Source organism: Mesorhizobium sp. CA7 (assembly GCF_020165015.1).
Classification (GTDB): Bacteria; Pseudomonadota; Alphaproteobacteria; order Rhizobiales; family Rhizobiaceae; genus Mesorhizobium.
In genome coordinates this window covers 95,477-114,158 of the sequence record NZ_JAIUHH010000011.1, presented here as the reverse complement: position 1 = coordinate 114,158, position 18,682 = coordinate 95,477, and the positions used below count along the sequence as shown (strand labels likewise).

Sequence of the window (18,682 nt, the reverse complement as noted above, 5' to 3'; positions counted from 1 at the left end):
CCCGCGGCAATTTGCCTTCCGCGGGAGCGTTTTGTTTGGAGATCGCCTCGTCGATGACAGTCGACTGCGCTTCGACCCGCCCGAGTGTCACATCGCACCGCTTCCGCCGGCAGGCGGAGGCGACCCAGCGGCCTGCCTGATGCAATCGGCGATCGACATGACGCCGGCAATGCTGCCGGCGGCCGGGATGAAGAAGCACCGGTCCGCGTCGTGGATCACGCTCGCCGCGGCCCTCATCTCGCTCGTTGCGCTGCTGCCGCTCGCCTTCATCGTCTGGGTCGCGATCCAGACCGGCTGGGACACCGCGGCGGCGCTGATCTTCCGCCCGCGCGTCGGCGAATTGCTGGTCAACACCGTGCTCCTCGTCGTCGTCACGGTGCCGATCGCCATCGTGCTGTCGGTGGTACTGGCCTGGCTGACAGAGCGCAGCGACCTGCCGGGCAACCGCTGGTGGTCCTGGCTGTCGGTCGCACCGCTCGCCATCCCCGCTTTCGTGCACTCCTATGCCTGGATCAGCTTCGTTCCGGGCCTGCACGGGCTGTGGGCCGGCGTGCTGGTCTCCGTAATCGCCTATTTCCCATTCCTTTACCTGCCGATCGCCGCCGCGCTGCGCCGCCTCGATCCGGCGCTGGAGGATGCGGCCGCGGCGCTCGGTCTTGACCCGTGGCGGGTCTTCGCGCGCGTCGTGCTGCCGCAGCTGAGGCTCGCCATCTGCGGCGGCTCGCTGCTGGTCGGCCTACATCTCTTGGCCGAATACGGCCTCTATGTCTTCATCCGTTTCGACACCTTCACCACCGCGATCGTCGACCAGTTCCAGTCGACCTTCAACGGTCCGGCGGCCAACATGCTGGCCGCCGTGCTGGTGGTCTGCTGCCTCTTCCTGCTCGCCCTCGAGGTGATGATACGCGGCGAGGAGCGCTATGCCCGCGTCGGTTCCGGCGCCGCGCGCAAGCAGCAGCGTGCTCGCCTCGGCCGCGCCACCTTGCCCTGCCTGCTTTTGCCGGCCGGCGTCGCGCTGCTGTCGCTCGGCGTGCCCTTCGTCACGGTCGGCCGCTGGCTGCTTGCCGGGGGCACCGAAGTCTGGCGCTGGGACGAGATCGGGCTGGCGCTCGGCCAGACGCTGTTCCTCGCCATTGCCGGCGCGGTGCTCGCGACAATTGCCGCCATGCCGATGGCCTGGATTTCGATCCGCGCGCCGGGGCCGCTGCAGCGCCTGCTCGAGAGCTGCAACTATATCGTCGGCGCGTTGCCGGGCGTGGTCATCGCGCTGGCGCTGGTGACCATCACAGTGCGCGTCGTGCTGCCGCTCTACCAGACGCTGTTCACCATCCTGTTCGGTTACGCGCTGATGTTCCTGCCGCGCGCGCTGATAAGCCTGCGCGCCTCGATCGCGCAGGCGCCGGTGGAGCTGGAGCGCGCCGCCTCCAGCCTCGGCCGTCCGCCGGTCAAGGCGCTGTGGTCGACGACCATCCGCCTTTCGGCGCCGGGCGCCGCGGCCGGCATGGCTATGGTGGCGCTCGGCATCACCAACGAGCTCACCGCCACCCAGATGCTGGCGCCCAACGGCACCCGCACGCTGGCGATGGCATTCTGGTCCTATAGCGGCGAGATCGACTACGCCTCCGCCGCCCCTTACGCGCTGATCATGGTGGCGATGTCATTGCCGATGACCTGGTGGCTCTACATCCAGTCGAAGCGGATGGCCGGACGATGAGCTTTCTCGAACTCAGCGGCGTCGCGAAAAGCTACGGCCCGGTGACGGCGCTCGCCGGCGTCGACCTTGCGGTGGAAAGCGGCAGCCGCACCGCGATCGTCGGGCCTTCCGGCTGCGGCAAGACCACCTTGCTCAGGCTGATCGCCGGTTTCGAGGCGCCGGACCGCGGCCGCATCGCACTCGACGGCAAGGTGCTCGCCAACGGCGGCGCGGCCGTGCCCGCGCATCGCCGCGGCATCGGCGTGGTGGCCCAGGACGGTGCCCTGTTCCCGCATCTCACCATCGCCGACAATATCGGCTTCGGCATTCCGCGGAATGCCGACAAGCGAGCCGAGCATATCGTCGAGCTCGCCTATATCGTCGGACTGGACAAGGCGATCCTGAAGCGCCGGCCGCACGAGCTTTCCGGCGGGCAGCAGCAGCGCGTGGCGCTTGCCCGCGCCATGGCGATGAAGCCCCGGCTGATGCTGCTTGACGAACCGTTCTCGGCGCTCGACACCGGGCTTCGCGCTTCGATGCGCAAGGCGGTGGCCGAGCTTCTGGAAGAGGCGGGCATCACCACCATCCTGGTCACGCACGACCAGGCCGAGGCGCTGTCCTTCGCCAGCCAGGTGGCGGTGATGCGCGAAGGGCTGTTCTCGCAGGTCGGCACGCCGCGAGAGCTCTATTTCCAACCCAGGGACAGGATGGTCGCCGAGTTCCTCGGCGACGCCATCATCGTGCCGGCCAGGATCGCGGACGGCTTCGCCGTCTCGCGGCTCGGCCGCATCGCCGTCGACACGAAGGGACGGCGCGATGTCGCCCGCATCATGCTGCGGCCCGAGCAGATCCTACTCAAACGGACCTCGCGCGAAGGCATGTCGGGCACACCCGACATGCTGTTCGGCGAAGTGACGGACTGCGAGTTCGCTGGTTCGGTCTGCACCGTCGCGGTGCGGCTGCTCAACAGCCCGGACCCGCCCGATGCGGCCGCCATCGGCAACACGCCGCTGATCCTGCGCAGGACGGGCATGGACGCGCCGGAGATCGGCGAGATCGTGCGCTTGACCGTCACCGGCAAGGCGCATGTCTTTGCTTAGGTCGGGGTTGAGGCGTGTCGAGATTCAGGTCAGGCCGAGCCGAAAACGGCGGGTTCCGAGAACCGGAGCGGAGCGTACTTGAAGTACGTGAGCACCGGAAGCGCAGGAAACCGCCGTTTGCAGGCCGGCCTCACCTGAATATCGGCATGCCTCAGCGCACGCGCTGCCCAGTTGCAGGCGACCAAAGCGGCCATTGCTCCAGGAAATCAACGCTGTGGATGACCACGCGCTGCCCATCGATCAGGATAATCGAATAGGCGGGCGGCGCCTGCTCGACCACTTCGTCGCCGACCAGGTCGAGCATGAAGCGGGCATGCAGGCCGCGCTGCACCGAGAACGGAATGCCGGCGACGGTGCCGGCGATGTCGCGATGGACATGGCCGAAGAAGATGTAGCGGACATTGCCGTGGCGGGTCAGCACGTCGATGAGCCGCTGCGGCTGTTCGAGGCCGAGCGGGTCGAGCAGAGTGAGGCCAAGCTCGACGGGTGGATGATGCAGGAAAATATAAACGGCCTTGCCTGCCGCCTCGCCAAGCCGTGCGTCGAGCCATGCAAGCCGGTTGTCGCACAACTCGCCGGTGACGCGGCCCTCCGCCATGCTGTCGAGAAAGACGAGGCGCCCTTCCGGCGTGTCGAGCACCGACTGCACGAAGCCGTTGCCGTCCGTCCCGTTATCCGGAAAGGCGGCGATCAGATTGGCGCGCCGGTCATGGTTTCCAGGCAGCAGCTGGTAAGGCACAGTGAGCCGGCTCAGCGCCGATTTCAAATCGGCATAGCTCTCGGCTTCGCCGTCGTCGGCCAGATCGCCGGTGAAGATGCAGAGCGCCGCATCTCCATGCCGAGCATTGATATGATCTATGCAGCGATCGAGCCGCTCGTTCAGATCCGCGCCATAGCGTATCTGGCGCCGACGATCGAGATGGACGTCGGTGACCTGGATGATCTTCATTCCGTGAACCCTCAGATAATTGCAAAGTCAGCCTTGCAAGGCCCGCCTTACAGCACCGGTTCCGGCACCGAGGCCTTGAACACGTCGAGTCTGCCGCCCGTCTCCGAGGAGAAGAAGTGCAGGTCCGCTTCGGCGAACTGCAGGCCGATCGTGCTGCCCGGTTCGGAGTGGACGATCTCCGACGTCACGACAGAGAACGGCGCGCCGTCGAGATCGACATAGACGACGCGGCCGGCGCCCAATTCCTCGATGAGGTCGACGGTCGCCGCAAGCGCTCCCGGCGTGCCCGGCGCCACCATGCGCACCGCCTCCGGCCGGATACCGACCGCGACTTTCGCGCCCACGGGAACGCCCGTGCGCGACACGTTGAGCTTGCGGCTGCCGCCGAGCAATGACAGCCCGTCGAGCGTGACGGTGCCTTCGAGCATGTTCATCGCCGGCGCGCCGACGAAGGTGGCGACGAAGCGGCTGGCCGGCCGGCTATAGACTTCCGCCGGTGTGCCCACCTGCTCGACACGGCCGCCATTCATCACCACCAGCCGGTCGGCCAGCGTCATCGCCTCGACCTGGTCGTGCGTGACGAAGACGGAGGTGGCGCTGAGGCGCCGGTGCAGCTTGCGGATCTCGGAGCGCATCTGCACCCGCAGCTTGGCATCGAGGTTGGAGAGCGGCTCGTCGAACAGGAACACCTTCGGCTCGCGGATCATGGCGCGGCCCATGGCGACGCGCTGGCGCTGGCCGCCGGAGAGCGCCATCGGCTTGCGGTCGAGCAGGTGCTCCAGCTCCAGGACGCGCGCAACCGCCTGGACGCGCTGGGCGCGTTCGGCCGACGGAACGCCGGCGACCTTCAGCGAATAGCCGATGTTCTGGGCCACGCTCATATGCGGGTAGAGCGCGTAGTTCTGGAACACCATGGCGCAGCCGCGCTCGCGCGGCTCGAGCTTGTTGACCACCGTGCCGTCGATCGCGATCGTGCCGTCGGAAATCTCTTCCAGCCCGGCAATCATTCTAAGCAGCGTGGACTTGCCGCAACCGGACGGCCCGAGGATGACGACGAATTCGCCCGAAGCGAAGTCGAGGTCGACGCCATGCACGACCTGCGTCTTGGCGTAGTTCTTCTTGACGCCCCGAATGGTGATGGAGGCCATTTTCCGTCTCCTTATTTTTCGGTGGCGATCAGGCCGCGCACGAACCAGCGCTGCATCAGCACCACGACGATCAGCGGCGGCAGCATGACGATCAGCGTGCCGGCCATGGCGATATGCCATTCCGGTGCGCCGCCGACATTGGGGATGAGCTGCTTCAGCTCTGTCACCGCCATCGCATGCGACTGGTCGGTGGTGATAAGCAACGGCCACAGATACTGGTTCCAGGCCCACAGGAACATGATGGTGCCGAGCGCCGCCATGTTGTTGCGCGACAGCGGCAGCAGGATATCGACGAAGAAGCGGAGCGCACCGGCGCCGTCCATGCGCGCCGCTTCGGTCAACTCATCCGGCACGGTCAGGAAGAACTGGCGGTAGAGGAAGGTGCCGGTGGCGGTCGCGACCAGCGGCAGGATCAGGCCGCTATAGGAATTGAGCAGTCCCAGGCTGAGCGAAACCTGCACGCCAGAGACCTTTTCGATCAGCCAGGAGAGGCCGGTCAGGTCCATGATCGCCTGATAGGGCTCGAGCACGTTGGCGACCACCGCGTAGGTCGGCACGATGCGCACCTCGAGCGGCAGCATCAGCGTGATGAAGATCAGCCAGAACATCAGCATGCGGCCGGGATAACGGAAATAGACGATCGAGAAGGCGGTCAGCGCCGAGATGATGACTTTCCCGGCGGCCACGCCAAACGCCATGATGAAGGAATTGAACAGCTTCGGGCCGAGATCGGCGGTCGTCCAGGCCGTCCTGATGTTGACCCAGAAATCGCTACCCGGCAGCAGCGACATCGGCACGTCGTTGACGTCCTTCAGATTATGCGATGCGGCGACCGCTACGATGACGAACGGCGCCACGCAGAATACGAAGCCGACGAACAGGATCAGATGCGTGAAGAAATTGAGGATCGGGGTGCGCTCGACCATGGCCCGCCTCAACGATAATGCACGCGCCGCTCGATGAAGCGGAACTGGACGATGGTGAGCGCGATGATGAGCAGCATCAGGATGATGCTCTGCGCGGCGGCGCCCGAATAATCGAGGCCTTTGAAGCCGTCGGAATAAATCTTGTAGACCATCAGATTGGTGGCGTTGGCCGGTCCGCCTGCGGTCATGATGTCGACGATGCCGAAGGAATCCTGGAAGCTCTCGGTGATGTTGATGACCAGCAGGAAGAAGATGGTCGGCGTGATCAGCGGAAACTGGATATCCCAGAAGCGCCGGATGGCGCCGGAGCCGTCCATCGCCGCCGCCTCGATCAGCGAGCGCGGAATCGCCTGGAAGGCGGCGAGGAAGAAGATGAAATTATAGCCGACATACTTCCACGAGAAGGCGATGATGATCGAGGCCATGGCGTCGGTGCCGTCAAGGCCGGGGTCCCAGAAGCCGGGCCAGACTTGGTTGACCACGGCCATGAAGCCGGCTTCCGGTGCCAGGATGAAGCGAAACGCCAGCGCCAGCGCCGGTGCGGCGATGCCGTAAGGCCAGATCAGCACCACGCGGTAAAGCCATGAGCCGGCAAGCTGGCGGTCGGTCAAGGCGGCGAGAACCAGCGCGATTGTCATCGCAAGTCCCGTGCTGATGCCGGCGAAGATCATGCTGGCGGTGATCGAGTCCCAGTAGCTGGCGTTGGACAGGATCGAGCGGAAATTGTCGAGCCCGACCCAGATATTGCCGCCGCCCCAGGGCTGCTGCAGCGTCAGCGACCAGTACACGGCCTGCCCGGCCGGCCAGTAGAAGAAGGTGAAGATCAGAATTAGCTGCGGCACCGCGAACAGGATGCCGATCGTCCATTTGCTGAAAGTGACGCGTTTTTCCATCGATCCGCCGATGTCGTTGAACCGCCAACCCGCTCGCGCGGCACAAGACTAAGGCATGTCTCCCGAAAGTGGGTACCGGTTTCGGAAGACAAAGACATGCCCAAATCAAAAACCCATATGAAATGGCCGCCCGTCGATACTCGGCGGGCGGCCGTTCCAGTATCCGGGATCAGGGCAGGGTCTTACCCGGATAGGTCTGCTGGAAGCGCTCGAGGATCGCGTCGCCATTCTTGACCAGCGCGTCGAGGCCTTCCTGCACGCTGACCTTGTTGGCGAAGATCGCCTGCATCTGCGTGCCGAACTCGGCGCGGATCTGGGTGAAGTTGCCGAGGCGGATGCCGCGGGTGATCTCGGTCGGCTCCGACGCGGTCAGGCTGGCGATCGCCACTTCGCGGCCCTTATAGGGCGCCTTGTCGTAGAAGCCGTTGGACTTCATGAAATCGAAGCCCGACTTCGTCACCGGGATGTAGCCGGTGTTGGTCGACCAGAACAAAGCGGTCTTGGGGTCGTGGATGAAGTTGAGGAACGCTGCCGCGCCCTTGTATTCGGCGTCCGACTTGCCGGACAGCACCCACAGCGAAGCGCCGCCGACCAGCGAGTTCTTGCGCTCGGTGCCGGCATAGACCGGGAGCTCGGCGACGTCCCATTTCATGCCTTCCTTCTGGGTGCGGCCAACCGTGCCGTGATCGCCGACCGAGGTCAGGATGAGCTGGCAGGTGCCGGTGGCGAAGGCCTGAACCATGTCCTGGCCAAGGTCCTTGGACTTGATCTTGACCAAACCGGCGTCATACCACTTCTTGAGATCGGTGACGTACTGGACGAACTTGGTCTTGTTGATTTCGAGACGAGCGTCGAGACCGTCATAGCCATTGTTCTTCGTGGCGATCGGCTGGTTGTGCAGCGCCGAGAACTGCTCCATCAGTTGCCAGCTTTCATTGGCCGAGATGTTGATCGCCATCGGGCAATCATAGCCGGCGTCCTTCAGCGCCTTGAGGTCGGCGGCGACGTCTTCCCAGGTCTTCGGCGCCTCGGTCTTGCCGATCTTGGCGAAGGCGTCCTTGTTCCAGTACATCAGCGCCGTCGACGAGTTGAACGGGAAGGACAGCATCTCGCCCTTCGAGGTCGCGTAATAGCGCGCGATGCCGGGGAAATAATCGCTATAGTCGATCTTGTAACCGTTCTCTTCCATCAGCTTGTCGGCGGGCTTATAGGCGCCCGACAGCATCATGGTGGCGGTGCCGACGTCATAGACCTGGACGACGGTGGGCTGCTTGCCGGCGCGGAAGGCGGCGATCGTGTTCTGCAGCGTGGCGTCGTAATTGCCCTGGCTGGTGCAGACGACCTGATAGTCCTTCTGGGATTCGTTGAAGTTCTTGCACAGCGTATCGACGACACGGGCGAGATCGCCCGAAAGACCGAACCAGAAATCGAATTTGACCGGCTCCGCAAATGCAGGAACCGCAAGCGCGGTGCTGAGCGCGCCGGCGGCAAGGGCGGCAAAGCCCCGCTTGATGATCGTCATGGTTTTTCCCTCTTGAGTGGCAGTGTGACAAGGTTTTGCGCAAGTCCTTGCCCGCTCTCATAGAGAAGGTATGTGACAGTTCTGTTGTGGGCTCGAAGCCCTCGTGGACAGCCAGTCTCTCCTCCCCTGGCAGCGGTCGCGCCGGCATGAAAACGTCACATCGGCGCTTTAGAGAGCTAGGGCGCCGCCAGGCGGCGAAAAGGCCTCCGTGATTAACCGGCTAACTGGATGAGAAGAGACATGCTGGTCCCGCAGCTCACGCACGTGCCCGTCGCCGCCCGCAACGCCATGCGGGACGGACCGCGCGACAGCGCCGCCCATCTGCGCCACGCGGCTGCCGTTCCCGCCCTCGGCGAGATCGAGATCGGCGGCAAGGCGTCGCGCGAGAGCGCCGGCGAAAGCCTGACCGTCATGGCCTGGAACGTCGAGCGGCTGCGTCATGTCGATGCCATCGCTACTACGATCGCCGGCCGGGCGCCGCACGTCGTGCTGCTGTCCGAAGTCGACAAGGGCATGGCGCGCTCCGGCAACGGCCATCTTCTGAGCCGGCTTGCCGATCGTCTAGGCCATTCCTATGCCTATGGCGTCGAGTTCCTCGAACTCGGCACCGGCAATGAGGCGGAGCAAGCGGCAAATGGCGGCGCCGAGAACATCGAGGGCTTCCATGGCAACGCCATAACCAGCGCCGTCCCGCTGCTGCGGCCTTTCCTCGTTCGGCTGGATGCGGCCGGCGCCTGGTTCCTGCCGGAGCACGGCCAGCCGCGCGTCGGAGGCCGCATGGCGCTTGGCGGCCAGGTGATGGTCGGCGACCGCCGCGTCACCGTCGTCTCGGTGCATCTCGAGAACCGTACGACGCCTGCCGACCGTGCCGACCAGACGCGCCACCTCCTCGACGCCATCGACAGGTATGACGCCGAAGCGCCGGTCCTGATCGGCGGCGATTTCAACACGCTGACCGCAACCTATGAAGAGCGTCACACCGACCCGGCAGCATGGCAGGCTTGCATCGATGCCGAGCCGGACCGGCTGATGTGCCCCGACCGCCACGAGCCCCTCTTCGCCGTCATGGCCGGGCGCGGCTACGATTGGCGCGACGCCAATGCGTTCGACAAGCCGACGCAGCGGCGCCCGGCGGGCGACAGCACGCCCACCGGCCATATCGACTGGTTCTTCACCCGCGGCCTCGCGGCAAGCGCACCGGAGACACTGCCGGCGGTGTTGCCGGACGGCAGCCCGAGCGCCGACCACGAGGCGCTGGTGGTTACGGTGCGGGTAAGATAGCGGCCACGATCAGGGCTCGAGCGCCGCTTCCACCAGCCGCTTGGCGTCGGGGCTCGACCATTCGGCCGGGCCGTTCATATGCGCTATCAGGCAGCCTTCGCCGTCGATCAGCATGGTCACGGGAAGCCCGAGCGCCAGGCCGCGCCTCTTCGCCTCGTTGAACAGGGCGATCGTCGAGTCCCGGTAGAAGCCGAGCGTCTCGACGCCGATTTCCTTGAGGAACTTCTTCGGCTTCGTATCGTCGCCGGTGTCGACATTGACCGCGATCACCTCGAAGTCCTTGCCGCCCTTCTCCTTCTGCAGCGCGTCGAGCGCCGGCATCTCGGCGCGGCACGGCGCGCACCATGTCGCCCACAGATTGAGCAGCACGGTCTTGCCGGCATAGTCGGCAATTGTCATTGGCTTGCCGTCGGGGCCGTTGAAGGCCAAGCTCTTCAGCGATTGCGGCGGATCGGCCGGCTGCAGAGCCGCGACCTGGCCGACGGCCTTGGCGGCGACCTGCTTGGCGCGGGCGGCCTTTGGCGCGCAGGCGGCATCGTCCTTGCCGGCGACCGCGACGGCCTTCTCGGGAGCGTTGTTGCCAGAACCGCTCTCGCTGACATATACCGCGACCGCGCCGGCCAGCACGCCCGCCACCAGAGCGGCGAGGATGAGGCGCGTAGTCGGAAAAAACAATCTCTTGCCGTCTGCCATTTTCAAAACTGCTCCGGAGCACGGGTTATAGCGATGAGCGACAAGAAGGCCAGCAACCAGATGTGGGGCGGACGTTTTGCCTCGGGTCCGGCCGCGATCATGGAAGCGATCAACGCGTCGATCGGCTTCGACCGCAAGCTCTATGCGCAGGACATAAGCGGATCGATCGCCCATAGCGAGATGTTGGCTCAAACGGGCATTATTTCGGCCGCCGATCAAGAAAAAATCGCTCACGGACTGAACACGATCCTGAAAGAGATCGAGGCAGGCACGTTCGAATTCTCGACCAAGCTCGAAGACATCCACATGAATGTCGAGGCCCGCCTTGCCGACCTTATCGGCCCGGCGGCGGGACGCCTGCACACCGCTCGCTCGCGCAACGACCAGGTGGCGGTCGACCTCCGGCTCTGGGTCAAGCAGGAATGCCAGCGCGTCGCCCGGGCGCTGAAGGACCTGATCGCCGCGTTCCTGGAACGCGCCGAGGAACATGCGGCAACCGTCATGCCCGGCTTCACCCATATGCAGGCGGCGCAGCCGGTGACCTTCGGCCACCATTTGATGGCCTATGTCGAGATGTTCGGCCGCGACCTCTCGCGCGTCCGCGACGCCATCGAGCGCATGGATGAAAGCCCGCTGGGCGCCGCGGCCCTTGCCGGCACCAGCTTTTCCATCGACCGCCACATGACGGCGAAGGCGCTGGGCTTCCGCGAGCCAACGCGCAATTCGCTGGACAGCGTCTCGGACCGGGATTTCGCGCTCGAGTTCCTGAGCCTCGCCGCGATCTGCGCGACGCATTTGTCCAGGCTGGCCGAGGAGATCATCATCTGGTCGACGCCGCAATTCGGCTTCATCCGCCTGTCGGACTCATTCTCTACCGGCTCCTCGATCATGCCGCAGAAGAAGAACCCGGATGCCGCCGAGCTGGTGCGCGGCAAGACCGGCCGCGTCAACGGCCATCTCGTCGGCCTGCTGACGGTGATGAAGGGCATGCCGCTGACCTACGGCAAGGACATGCAGGAGGACAAGGAAGCGGTTTTCGACGCCGCCGAGACACTCGACCTGATGCTGGCGGCGACCGCCGGCATGGTGCGCGACATGACCGTCAACGCCGCCGCCATGAAGAAGGCCGCAGGCGCCGGCCACGCCACCGCGACCGATCTGGCCGACTGGCTGGTGCGCAATCTGGGCCTCCCCTTCCGCGAAGCCCATCATGTCACCGGCCGCGCCGTGGCGCTGGCCGAGGAGAAGAAGGTCGGGCTGGAGAAGCTCTCGCTGGACGACCTGCGCTCCATCCATCCGGGCATCACCGACGACATCTTCTCGGTGCTTGCCGTGCAGAATTCGGTGAAGAGCCGCACAAGCTTCGGCGGCACCGCGCCATCGGAAGTGCGAAAGCAGGTCCGCTACTGGAAAAGGCGGCTCGCCAAGGCTTAATGCATGTCGCCCAGAAGTGTGCAGCGGTTCTGGGAGAACGACATGCATCAAAACAAAGATTTAAAGCGCGCCGCCCTTTAAATTGCCGGGATGCAAAGCGCTGAAAACTCGGCTAAAAGCGCAGCACGCAATCAGTTTCGAACGGATGGATCGATGACCCGTAGCAGGATTTTGGTGACGCTGGCGCTGCTGGCTGCGGTAGTCACCGTCACGGCCTGCGGCAGGAAGACCGGCCTCGACACGCCTTATGAGGCGGCGGAGCAGGCGCGCAAGGACGCGGAACGCGCCAAGCAGCCGGTGCCGCCCGAGCCGGAAAAACCGGTCAAGGACAGGAAGTTCATCCTCGATCCCCTGCTGTAGAGCCGGTGAGATTGACCCGGTCTCATCGAGCTTCAACTTTCCGGAACCGAACCCGTGAACCATTTCGACTACCGCGACGGCGTGCTCCATGCCGAGGACGTCGCCATTCCCGACATCGCAGCCGAGGTCGGCACGCCCTTCTATTGCTATTCGACCGCGACGCTGACCCGGCATTTCCGCGTCTTCAAGGAGGCTTTTTCCGGCCTCGACGCGCTGGTCTGCTACGCCATGAAGGCGAATTCCAACCAGGCCGTGCTGAGGACGCTGGCTAGGCAGGGCGCCGGCGCCGACGTGGTCTCCGAAGGCGAATTGCGCCGCGCTTTGGCCGCCGGCATCCCGGCCGGCAAGATCCTGTTTTCCGGCGTTGGCAAAACGGCGCGCGAGATGGACTTTGCGCTTTCGGCCGGCATTCTCTGCTTCAACGTCGAATCCGAGCCTGAGCTGGAGCTTTTGTCGGCGCGAGCGACCGCGCTCGGCAAGGTGGCGCCGGTCTCGCTGCGCATCAATCCGGATGTCGATGCCAGGACTCACAAGAAGATCTCGACCGGCAAGGCCGAGAACAAGTTCGGCATCCCGTGGCAGCGCGCGCGGCAGGTCTATGCCCGCGCCGCGCAACTGCCGGGCATCAAGGTGACCGGCATCGACACCCATATCGGCAGCCAGATCACCGAATTGCAGCCTTTCGACGATGCCTTCGCATTGCTGGTCGAGCTGGTCGGAGCGCTGCGCGCCGACGGGCATGCGATCGAGCATGTCGATCTCGGCGGCGGCCTCGGCATTCCTTACCGCGTCGACAACAGCCCGCCCCCTTTGCCCGACGCTTACGCCGAAATCGTCAGGAAGCACGTCACCAAGCTCGGCCTGAAGGTGATGTTCGAGCCCGGCCGCCTGATCGTCGGCAATGCCGGCATCCTCGTGTCTGAGGTCATCTACGTGAAGGAAGGCGACGCCAAGAACTTCCTCGTCGTTGACGCCGCCATGAACGACCTGATCCGGCCGACGCTCTATGACGCCTTCCACGACATCAGGCCGGTGGTGCAGCCGCCCGCCTCTACGCCGCGCATGAAGGTCGACGTCGTCGGCCCGGTCTGCGAGACCGGCGACTTCATCGGTCTCGACCGCGATCTTCCGAGATTGAAGGCGGGCGACCTGATCGCGGTTTCCACCGCCGGCGCCTATGGCGCGGTGCAAGCCGGCACCTACAACACCAGGCTCCTGGTGCCCGAGGTGCTGGTCGACGGCGACCGTTTTCACGTCGTGCGGCCGCGCCAGACCTATGAGGACCTGATTGGATTGGATTCGGTCCCCGACTGGCTGAAGTAACCCAAGCGGCGCGCCTTAAGGAGCTGGCCATGCTGGAAAAAAAGACGATCACGCGCGAACGCATCGCCGCCGTGGAGCGGCGCATCCGGCGCTATGTGCGCCGCACGCCGATCATGCGCGTCGACATGTCGGATTTCGACCGGCCCGCCTTTCCGGCCGACCTGAAGCTCGAATGCCTCCAGCATTCCGGCTCGTTCAAGGCGCGCGGCGCCTTCACCAACCTGCTCGAACGCCGAGTGCCCGAAGCCGGCGTGGTCGCCGCTTCCGGCGGCAATCATGGTGCCGCCGTCGCTTACGCCGCCATGAAGCTCGGGCACAAGGCGACCATCTTCGTGCCCGAAGTCAGCCCGCCGGCGAAGCTCGCGCGCATTCGCGGCTACGGCGCCGAGCTGATCGTCGGCGGCGCGCGCTATGCCGAAGCGCTGGCCGCCAGCGAAGACTTCGCGGCCAGCACCGGCGCCTTGCAGGTGCACGCCTTCAACCAGGAAGAAACGCTGCTCGGCCAGGGCACGCTCGGCCTGGAGATCGAGGCCGATCTGCCCGAGATCGACACGCTGCTGGTCGCGGTCGGCGGCGGCGGCCTGATCGGCGGCATCGCGGCCTGGTTCGCTGGCCGCATCCGCATCGTCGCCATCGAGCCCGAGGGGGCGCCGACGCTTTACCGCGCCCTGGAAGCAGGAGAGCCGGTCGATGCGCCCGCCGAAGGCATCGCCGCCGATTCGCTGGCGCCGAAGCGCGTCGGCGAAATGATGTTTCCGATCGCCGAAGCCTTCGTCGAGCGCTCGATCCTGGTCAGCGACGACGACATCGTCGCGGCGCAGAAGGCGCTGTGGGACCGCGTGCGAATCATCGCCGAGCCGGGTGGCGCCGCCGCCTTCGCCGCCATGCTTTCCGGACGCTATGTGCCCGGAGACGGCGAGCGCGTTGCGGTCCTCGTCTGCGGCTCGAACACGAATCTCGCCAATTTCTGATCATAACCCGGCCAAACCGCTTCACGTTTTTTGGAACCCGCCTCGCCTTTGCCGTGTTTGCTGGTATCCTTCTGGCGATGACGTCCGGGCTATCGTGCCCGGGCAGGAAGGGCCGATGACCGAACGACCCATTTCCAGCGGCGAACGCAGCCGGGCCAGCGATGGACGCGGCTTTGCAGGGCGCTTGGCGCTCAGCCGGTTGGCGACGCGGGCCTCGATGACCTTCGAGCGCGCCTGGCCGCTCGTGCTGCCGCTGCTGGTCGTCGCCAGCCTGTTCTTCAGCTTTTCGTGGTTTGGCCTGTTCCCGCGCCTGCCCGACGCGGCGCGCGTCGGTTTTCTGATCCTGTTCGGGCTGGCGGCGGTCGCCGCGCTCTACCCGCTGCGCTTCTTCCGCATGCCCTCGGCAGCCGAGATCGACCGGCGCATCGAAGCGGCGAACGAATTGCTGCACAGCCCGGTGCAGGTGCAGACCGACCGGCCGAGCGGCGCCGAGAGCATCTTCTCGCAGGCGTTGTGGCGCGAGCACCAGAAGCGCATGGCCGAGCGGCTTTCCAGCCTCGGCGCCGACCGGCCGCGCACCGGCGTGCCGGACTTTGACCGCTGGGGCTTGCGCGCCGTGGCGGGGCTGCTGTTCGTCACGGCGCTTGCCTTCTCCTTCGGACCCTTTGGCGGCAGGGTCAGCGACGGTTTCGTCGCGCGCGCCTCGCATGATGCCGTGCCCCCGCGCATCGACGCCTGGGTGACGCCCCCTGCCTATACCGGCAAGGCGCCGGTGTTCCTGACGGCCGATGCCAACCAGGCCGTCCAGACCTTTTCCGTTCCGCAAGGCAGCGACATCTCGCTGCGCGTCACTGGCGGTTCGGGCGAGGAGACGCTGAGCTATGCCGATCAAGGCGGCAATGACCGCGCCATCGAGCCCGCCGCGCCGAAAGGTCCCGCGCCTGCCGCCGGCCAGACCGCACCAAAAGTGCGCCAGTTCTCCAGCAAGCTGAACACCAACGGCACGCTGACGCTGAAATCCGGCGAAGGCGATCTCGGCCACTGGGCCTTTGCCGTCATTCCCGACAAGCCGCCGACGATCCGCTTCGTCGGCGAGCCGAAGCGCGCCGTCAACGGCGTCATCGAGCTCAATTACGAGATCGCCGACGACTATGGTGCAGCCTCCGCCAAGGCCGTTTTCGAGCTTTCGGATCCGCCCGCCGCCAACGCGCATCCGCTTTACGGCGCGCCCGACATGCCATTGACGTTGCCGCGCCGCGGCGGCAAGCCGAGCGCGGCCAAGACGACCAAGGACCTGACCGAGCATGTCTGGGCCGGCAGCAACATCAAGCTGACGCTCACTGCAACGGACGACGCCGGCCACACCGCGACCAGCGAAACCAAAACGCTTGTCATGCCGGAGCGGCCCTTCGCCAATCCGCTGGCCAGAGCGGTGATCGAACAGCGCCGGCTGGTGGCGCTCGACACCAATGCCAAGCCGCGCGTTCTCGACCTGATGGAGGCGGTCACGCTGCGGCCCGAGGACACGTTCGACAACATGTCGAACTATCTCGCCATCATGAGCGCGAGGAGCCGGCTGAAGCTCTCCGAGAGCGACGATCAGTTGCGCAACGTCGTGTCCTATCTGTGGGAGATCGCGCTCGGCATTGAGGAAGGTAATCTGTCGGCCGCCGAGCGGCGGCTGCGCCAGGCGCAGCAGGCGTTGCAGGACGCCATCAAGAACGGCGCCAGCGATCAGGAGATCGAAAAGGCGATGAAGGAACTGCGCGAGGCGATGAACCAGTTCCTGCAGGAATTCGCCCAGCGCGCGCAGCAGAACCCGAACGCGCCGCAGATGCAGCAGAACGGCCGCGAGCTGCGCCAGAGCGATATCGACCGCATGATGGACCAGATCGAGAATCTGGCCAAATCGGGCGATCGCGACAAGGCCCAGCAGCTTCTCTCCGAGCTGCAGGACATGATGAACAACCTGCAGGCCGGCCGCCAGCAGCCGGGCGGCGAGCAGGACAGCGAGATGCGCCAGCAGATGGACAAGCTCGGCGATATCATGCGCCGCCAGCAGGAAATGATGAACGACACCTTCCGGCTGGACCAGATGCAGCGCGGGCAGCGTGGCGAAGGCGGCGAGCAGCAGCAGCTTGGCGAGGATGGCGAACAGGGCCAGTCCGACGACCAGCAGCAGCGGCCCGGTCCCGGCCAGGACCGCGATCCGCTGGGCCGGCCGAAAATGTCGCCGAAGGATTTGGCCGATGCGCTGAAGCAGCTGCAGGAAGGCCAGGGCCAGTTGCAGAGCGAGCTCGATCAGTTGAAGAAAGGCCTCGAAGGCATGGGCATGGAGCCCAATGAGGGCTTTGGCGAGGCCGGCAAATCGATGGGCAATGCCGAACAGTCGCTCGGCCAGGGCGACGGCGACCAGGCCGTCGGCCACCAGGGCCGCGCGCTGGAGGCGCTCCGCCGCGGTGCCAAGGAAATGATGAAGCAGATGCAGGCCATGCAGGGCGACCAGGGCGGCAGCGAGCAGGGCGGCCGCCAGCAGGACGCCGACCGCGACCCGCTGGGGAGGCCGCGCGCCACCAACGGTCCCGATGACGGCACCTCGGTCAAGGTTCCCGACGAGATCGACGTCCAGCGCGCGCGCCAGATCCTCGACGCGATCCGCAAACGGCTCGGCAACGCGCTCAGCCCCGATATCGAGCGCAGCTATCTCGAGCGGCTGCTGGAGCTGAAATAGTCCGTCATCGGCGTTGCGAGATTGCCCTGCACATTCAGAACCGGTAGCGTCATGGCCGAGAGCACAGGGCGATGATCGATTTCTGGTTTTCCATCGGCAGCACCTACACCTACCTTTCGGTGATGCGACTGGCGAAGATCCAGGCTGAGACCGGCATCGAGTTCCGCTGGCGGCCGTTCAACGTGCGCTCGATCATGATCGAGATGGACAATATCCCCTTCGCCAAGAAACCGGTGAAGGCCGCCTATATGTGGCGCGACATAGAGCGTCGCGCGGCGATGTACAGGATGGTGCCTAAACTGCCCGCGCCCTACCCGCTTGCCGAACTTGAGCGCGCCAATCGCGTCGCCGTCATTGCCGCGCGGGAGGGCTGGTGCGAGGCCTATGCCAGGGAGAGCTACCGGCGCTGGTTCGAGATGGGTGAGCCGGCCGGCAGCGAGCCGAACATCTCGGCAAGCATCAAGAAAGCGGGGCAGGAACCGGAACCGATCCTGCGGGAGGCCGATAGCGATGCCGCCAAGGCTGACCTCGCCGCCGCGACCGAACAAGCCAAGACGCTCGGCATTTTCGGCTCGCCGAGTTTCCTCGTCGATGGCGAGCTGTTCTGGGGCGACGATCGCCTCGATGATGCCATGCGCTGGCTCAGGCAGATTGAAAGTGGCCCGCCGGACTAAAGCCCGGCCGCCGAGCCCGCCTGCCTGGTCAGCATGAACGCCTCGCGTATGGCGTTCTCCATGCCGTCGATCGCCTCGCCGGTCGCCAGCGGATTGCGATGCAGGACGACGTTGGAGGAATCGATGTCGCCGAAACCGTCGGCGGCCGTCAGTTCGCGGCAATCAGGCGGGATGTTGCTGCGCGAGATCGGCGCGATCGCCAGGCCGGACGTGACGGCCAGCGTCAGGCCGCCATTGGTGTCGCTGGTGTAGGCGACGCGGTAGTCGAGGCCGCGCTGCTGCAGCGACTTGATGGCGAAGTCGCGGCACCAGCCGTTGCGGCTGTAGAGCGCGATCGGCACCGGCCGTTCCTCATGCATGTGGTGCAGCGTCGACGTCACCCACACCGTCGGGTCGTGCATCAGCACCTCGCCGCCGGAAGAGCCCTCCCATTCGAACACCACGGCGAGGTCGAGCTCGCCGGCCGCGAGCGCCCGCACCTGCGAATCCGAATGCGCGTAGCGCACCGTGACCTCGACGCGCGGATGGCGCTTGGCGAATTCGCCCAGCGCCCGCGACAGGATCGAGCGGCCGTACTCGGCCGGAATGCCGATGCGCACCAGCCCACCGAGCGGCGGCGCCACCAGCGAGGCAGCGGTCTCGTCCAGCAGCGAGACGATGCGGCGCGCGTTGGCGATGAGCTCGCCGCCGCGGCGCGTCAGCGCCACGCCGCGCGAGCCGCGCTCGAACAGATTGTCGCCGACCATGTCCTCCAGCTTCTTCATCTGCATGGACACGGCCGATTGCGTGCGCCCGGCTTTCTCCGCCGCGCGGGTGAAATTGCCGGTTTCGGCCACCGCCACGAAGGTGCGCAAGAGGTCGCTGTCGAGGACTGGTCGCATCGAGTCGCCATAAGCAAAGTTGATTGCTGGCATCATTCCAATTCGTTTGCCAGATGTCAAACGCCGCAGGATAGTCATGACACCCATTGGATATGCGGCCGCG

16 protein-coding genes are annotated in these 18,682 nt (G+C 65.4%); 9 read left to right on the top strand and 7 right to left on the bottom strand.

Going from position 1 to position 18,682, the window contains the following annotated elements:
* Positions 1-139: 139 nt before the first annotated feature.
* Together LB552_RS19535 and LB552_RS19530 are read left to right on the top strand one after the other, a co-directional pair.
* Positions 140-1,714, top strand: coding sequence for an ABC transporter permease (locus LB552_RS19535; protein ID WP_224609506.1), 1,575 nt, complete (start codon positions 140-142; stop codon positions 1,712-1,714).
* A complete protein-coding gene (locus LB552_RS19530; protein ID WP_095767486.1) occupies positions 1,711-2,793 on the top strand; it encodes an ABC transporter ATP-binding protein in 1,083 nt (360 codons plus the stop codon). The genes LB552_RS19535 and LB552_RS19530 overlap by 4 nt, the downstream gene beginning before the upstream one ends.
* A 151-nt stretch (positions 2,794-2,944) precedes the next feature.
* On the opposite strand, the gene LB552_RS19525 is transcribed toward LB552_RS19530, so the two are convergent.
* The 5 genes from LB552_RS19525 to LB552_RS19505 form a co-directional block, all read right to left on the bottom strand.
* Entirely contained in the window at positions 2,945-3,742 is a 798-nt protein-coding gene (locus tag LB552_RS19525; protein WP_224609503.1) for a phosphodiesterase, read from the bottom strand.
* Positions 3,743-3,789: 47 nt separating this feature from the next.
* Positions 3,790-4,890, bottom strand: a complete 1,101-nt coding sequence (ugpC, locus tag LB552_RS19520; protein WP_224546004.1) for a sn-glycerol-3-phosphate ABC transporter ATP-binding protein UgpC — start codon at positions 4,888-4,890, stop codon at positions 3,790-3,792.
* Positions 4,891-4,901: 11 nt separating this feature from the next.
* Positions 4,902-5,816: an ABC transporter permease subunit gene (locus LB552_RS19515; protein WP_224609499.1), complete on the bottom strand. Its 915-nt coding sequence runs from the start codon at positions 5,814-5,816 to the stop codon at positions 4,902-4,904.
* A gap of 8 nt (positions 5,817-5,824) precedes the next feature.
* On the bottom strand, positions 5,825-6,709 hold the full coding sequence (locus tag LB552_RS19510; protein WP_224609496.1) for an ABC transporter permease subunit: 885 nt from the start codon (positions 6,707-6,709) through the stop codon (positions 5,825-5,827).
* Positions 6,710-6,878: 169 nt separating this feature from the next.
* Positions 6,879-8,231 carry an extracellular solute-binding protein gene (locus tag LB552_RS19505; RefSeq protein WP_224609493.1) on the bottom strand — a complete coding sequence of 451 codons (1,353 nt, stop codon included), beginning with the start codon at positions 8,229-8,231 and terminating at the stop codon, positions 6,879-6,881.
* 240 nt (positions 8,232-8,471) lie between these two features.
* On the opposite strand from LB552_RS19505, the gene LB552_RS19500 reads away from it, so the two are divergent.
* Positions 8,472-9,512, top strand: coding sequence for an endonuclease/exonuclease/phosphatase family protein (locus tag LB552_RS19500; protein WP_224609490.1), 1,041 nt, complete (start codon positions 8,472-8,474; stop codon positions 9,510-9,512).
* Positions 9,513-9,521: 9 nt separating this feature from the next.
* On the opposite strand, the gene tlpA is transcribed toward LB552_RS19500, so the two are convergent.
* Positions 9,522-10,205, bottom strand: a complete 684-nt coding sequence (gene tlpA, locus LB552_RS19495; RefSeq protein ID WP_224609487.1) for a thiol:disulfide interchange protein TlpA — start codon at positions 10,203-10,205, stop codon at positions 9,522-9,524.
* Between the two features lie 33 nt (positions 10,206-10,238).
* Here tlpA and argH point away from each other — a divergent pair, with 33 nt between their 5' ends.
* The 6 genes from argH to LB552_RS19465 all read left to right on the top strand — a co-directional run bounded on the left by argH (position 10,239) and on the right by LB552_RS19465 (position 17,698).
* Positions 10,239-11,639 carry an argininosuccinate lyase gene (gene argH / locus LB552_RS19490; RefSeq protein WP_224609484.1) on the top strand — a complete coding sequence of 467 codons (1,401 nt, stop codon included), beginning with the start codon at positions 10,239-10,241 and terminating at the stop codon, positions 11,637-11,639.
* A gap of 153 nt (positions 11,640-11,792) precedes the next feature.
* Complete coding sequence (locus tag LB552_RS19485) at positions 11,793-11,999, top strand: lipoprotein (protein ID WP_095767477.1); 207 nt, start codon at positions 11,793-11,795, stop codon at positions 11,997-11,999.
* A 54-nt stretch (positions 12,000-12,053) separates the two neighbouring features.
* A complete protein-coding gene (lysA, locus tag LB552_RS19480; RefSeq protein WP_224609481.1) occupies positions 12,054-13,322 on the top strand; it encodes a diaminopimelate decarboxylase in 1,269 nt (422 codons plus the stop codon).
* 29 nt (positions 13,323-13,351) lie between these two features.
* Complete coding sequence (locus LB552_RS19475) at positions 13,352-14,293, top strand: threonine/serine dehydratase (RefSeq protein ID WP_224609478.1); 942 nt, start codon at positions 13,352-13,354, stop codon at positions 14,291-14,293.
* A gap of 115 nt (positions 14,294-14,408) precedes the next feature.
* Positions 14,409-17,024 (top strand): TIGR02302 family protein, encoded by a 2,616-nt coding sequence (locus LB552_RS19470; protein ID WP_224609475.1) that lies wholly within the window; start codon positions 14,409-14,411, stop codon positions 17,022-17,024.
* 71 nt (positions 17,025-17,095) lie between these two features.
* Positions 17,096-17,698: a 2-hydroxychromene-2-carboxylate isomerase gene (locus tag LB552_RS19465; protein WP_224609472.1), complete on the top strand. Its 603-nt coding sequence runs from the start codon at positions 17,096-17,098 to the stop codon at positions 17,696-17,698.
* On the opposite strand, the gene LB552_RS19460 is transcribed toward LB552_RS19465, so the two are convergent.
* Entirely contained in the window at positions 17,695-18,579 is an 885-nt protein-coding gene (locus LB552_RS19460; protein ID WP_224609469.1) for a LysR family transcriptional regulator, read from the bottom strand. The two genes, LB552_RS19465 and LB552_RS19460, sit on opposite strands and share 4 nt — an antisense overlap.
* Between the last annotated feature and the right edge of the window lie 103 nt (positions 18,580-18,682).

What these genes read in the sequence shown, in the direction of transcription:
- LB552_RS19535 (WP_224609506.1), top strand. Translation starts at nt 140, where the DNA reads ATGCAATCGGCGATCGACATGACGCCGGCAATGCTGCCGGCGGCCGGG.
- LB552_RS19530 (WP_095767486.1), top strand. Translation starts at nt 1,711, where the DNA reads ATGAGCTTTCTCGAACTCAGCGGCGTCGCGAAAAGCTACGGCCCGGTG.
- LB552_RS19525 (WP_224609503.1), bottom strand. Translation starts at nt 3,742, where the DNA reads ATGAAGATCATCCAGGTCACCGACGTCCATCTCGATCGTCGGCGCCAG.
- ugpC (WP_224546004.1), bottom strand. Translation starts at nt 4,890, where the DNA reads ATGGCCTCCATCACCATTCGGGGCGTCAAGAAGAACTACGCCAAGACG.
- LB552_RS19515 (WP_224609499.1), bottom strand. Translation starts at nt 5,816, where the DNA reads ATGGTCGAGCGCACCCCGATCCTCAATTTCTTCACGCATCTGATCCTG.
- LB552_RS19510 (WP_224609496.1), bottom strand. Translation starts at nt 6,709, where the DNA reads ATGGAAAAACGCGTCACTTTCAGCAAATGGACGATCGGCATCCTGTTC.
- LB552_RS19505 (WP_224609493.1), bottom strand. Translation starts at nt 8,231, where the DNA reads ATGACGATCATCAAGCGGGGCTTTGCCGCCCTTGCCGCCGGCGCGCTC.
- LB552_RS19500 (WP_224609490.1), top strand. Translation starts at nt 8,472, where the DNA reads ATGCTGGTCCCGCAGCTCACGCACGTGCCCGTCGCCGCCCGCAACGCC.
- tlpA (WP_224609487.1), bottom strand. Translation starts at nt 10,205, where the DNA reads ATGGCAGACGGCAAGAGATTGTTTTTTCCGACTACGCGCCTCATCCTC.
- argH (WP_224609484.1), top strand. Translation starts at nt 10,239, where the DNA reads ATGAGCGACAAGAAGGCCAGCAACCAGATGTGGGGCGGACGTTTTGCC.
- LB552_RS19485 (WP_095767477.1), top strand. Translation starts at nt 11,793, where the DNA reads ATGACCCGTAGCAGGATTTTGGTGACGCTGGCGCTGCTGGCTGCGGTA.
- LB552_RS19475 (WP_224609478.1), top strand. Translation starts at nt 13,352, where the DNA reads ATGCTGGAAAAAAAGACGATCACGCGCGAACGCATCGCCGCCGTGGAG.
- LB552_RS19470 (WP_224609475.1), top strand. Translation starts at nt 14,409, where the DNA reads ATGACCGAACGACCCATTTCCAGCGGCGAACGCAGCCGGGCCAGCGAT.
- LB552_RS19465 (WP_224609472.1), top strand. Translation starts at nt 17,096, where the DNA reads ATGATCGATTTCTGGTTTTCCATCGGCAGCACCTACACCTACCTTTCG.
- LB552_RS19460 (WP_224609469.1), bottom strand. Translation starts at nt 18,579, where the DNA reads ATGCGACCAGTCCTCGACAGCGACCTCTTGCGCACCTTCGTGGCGGTG.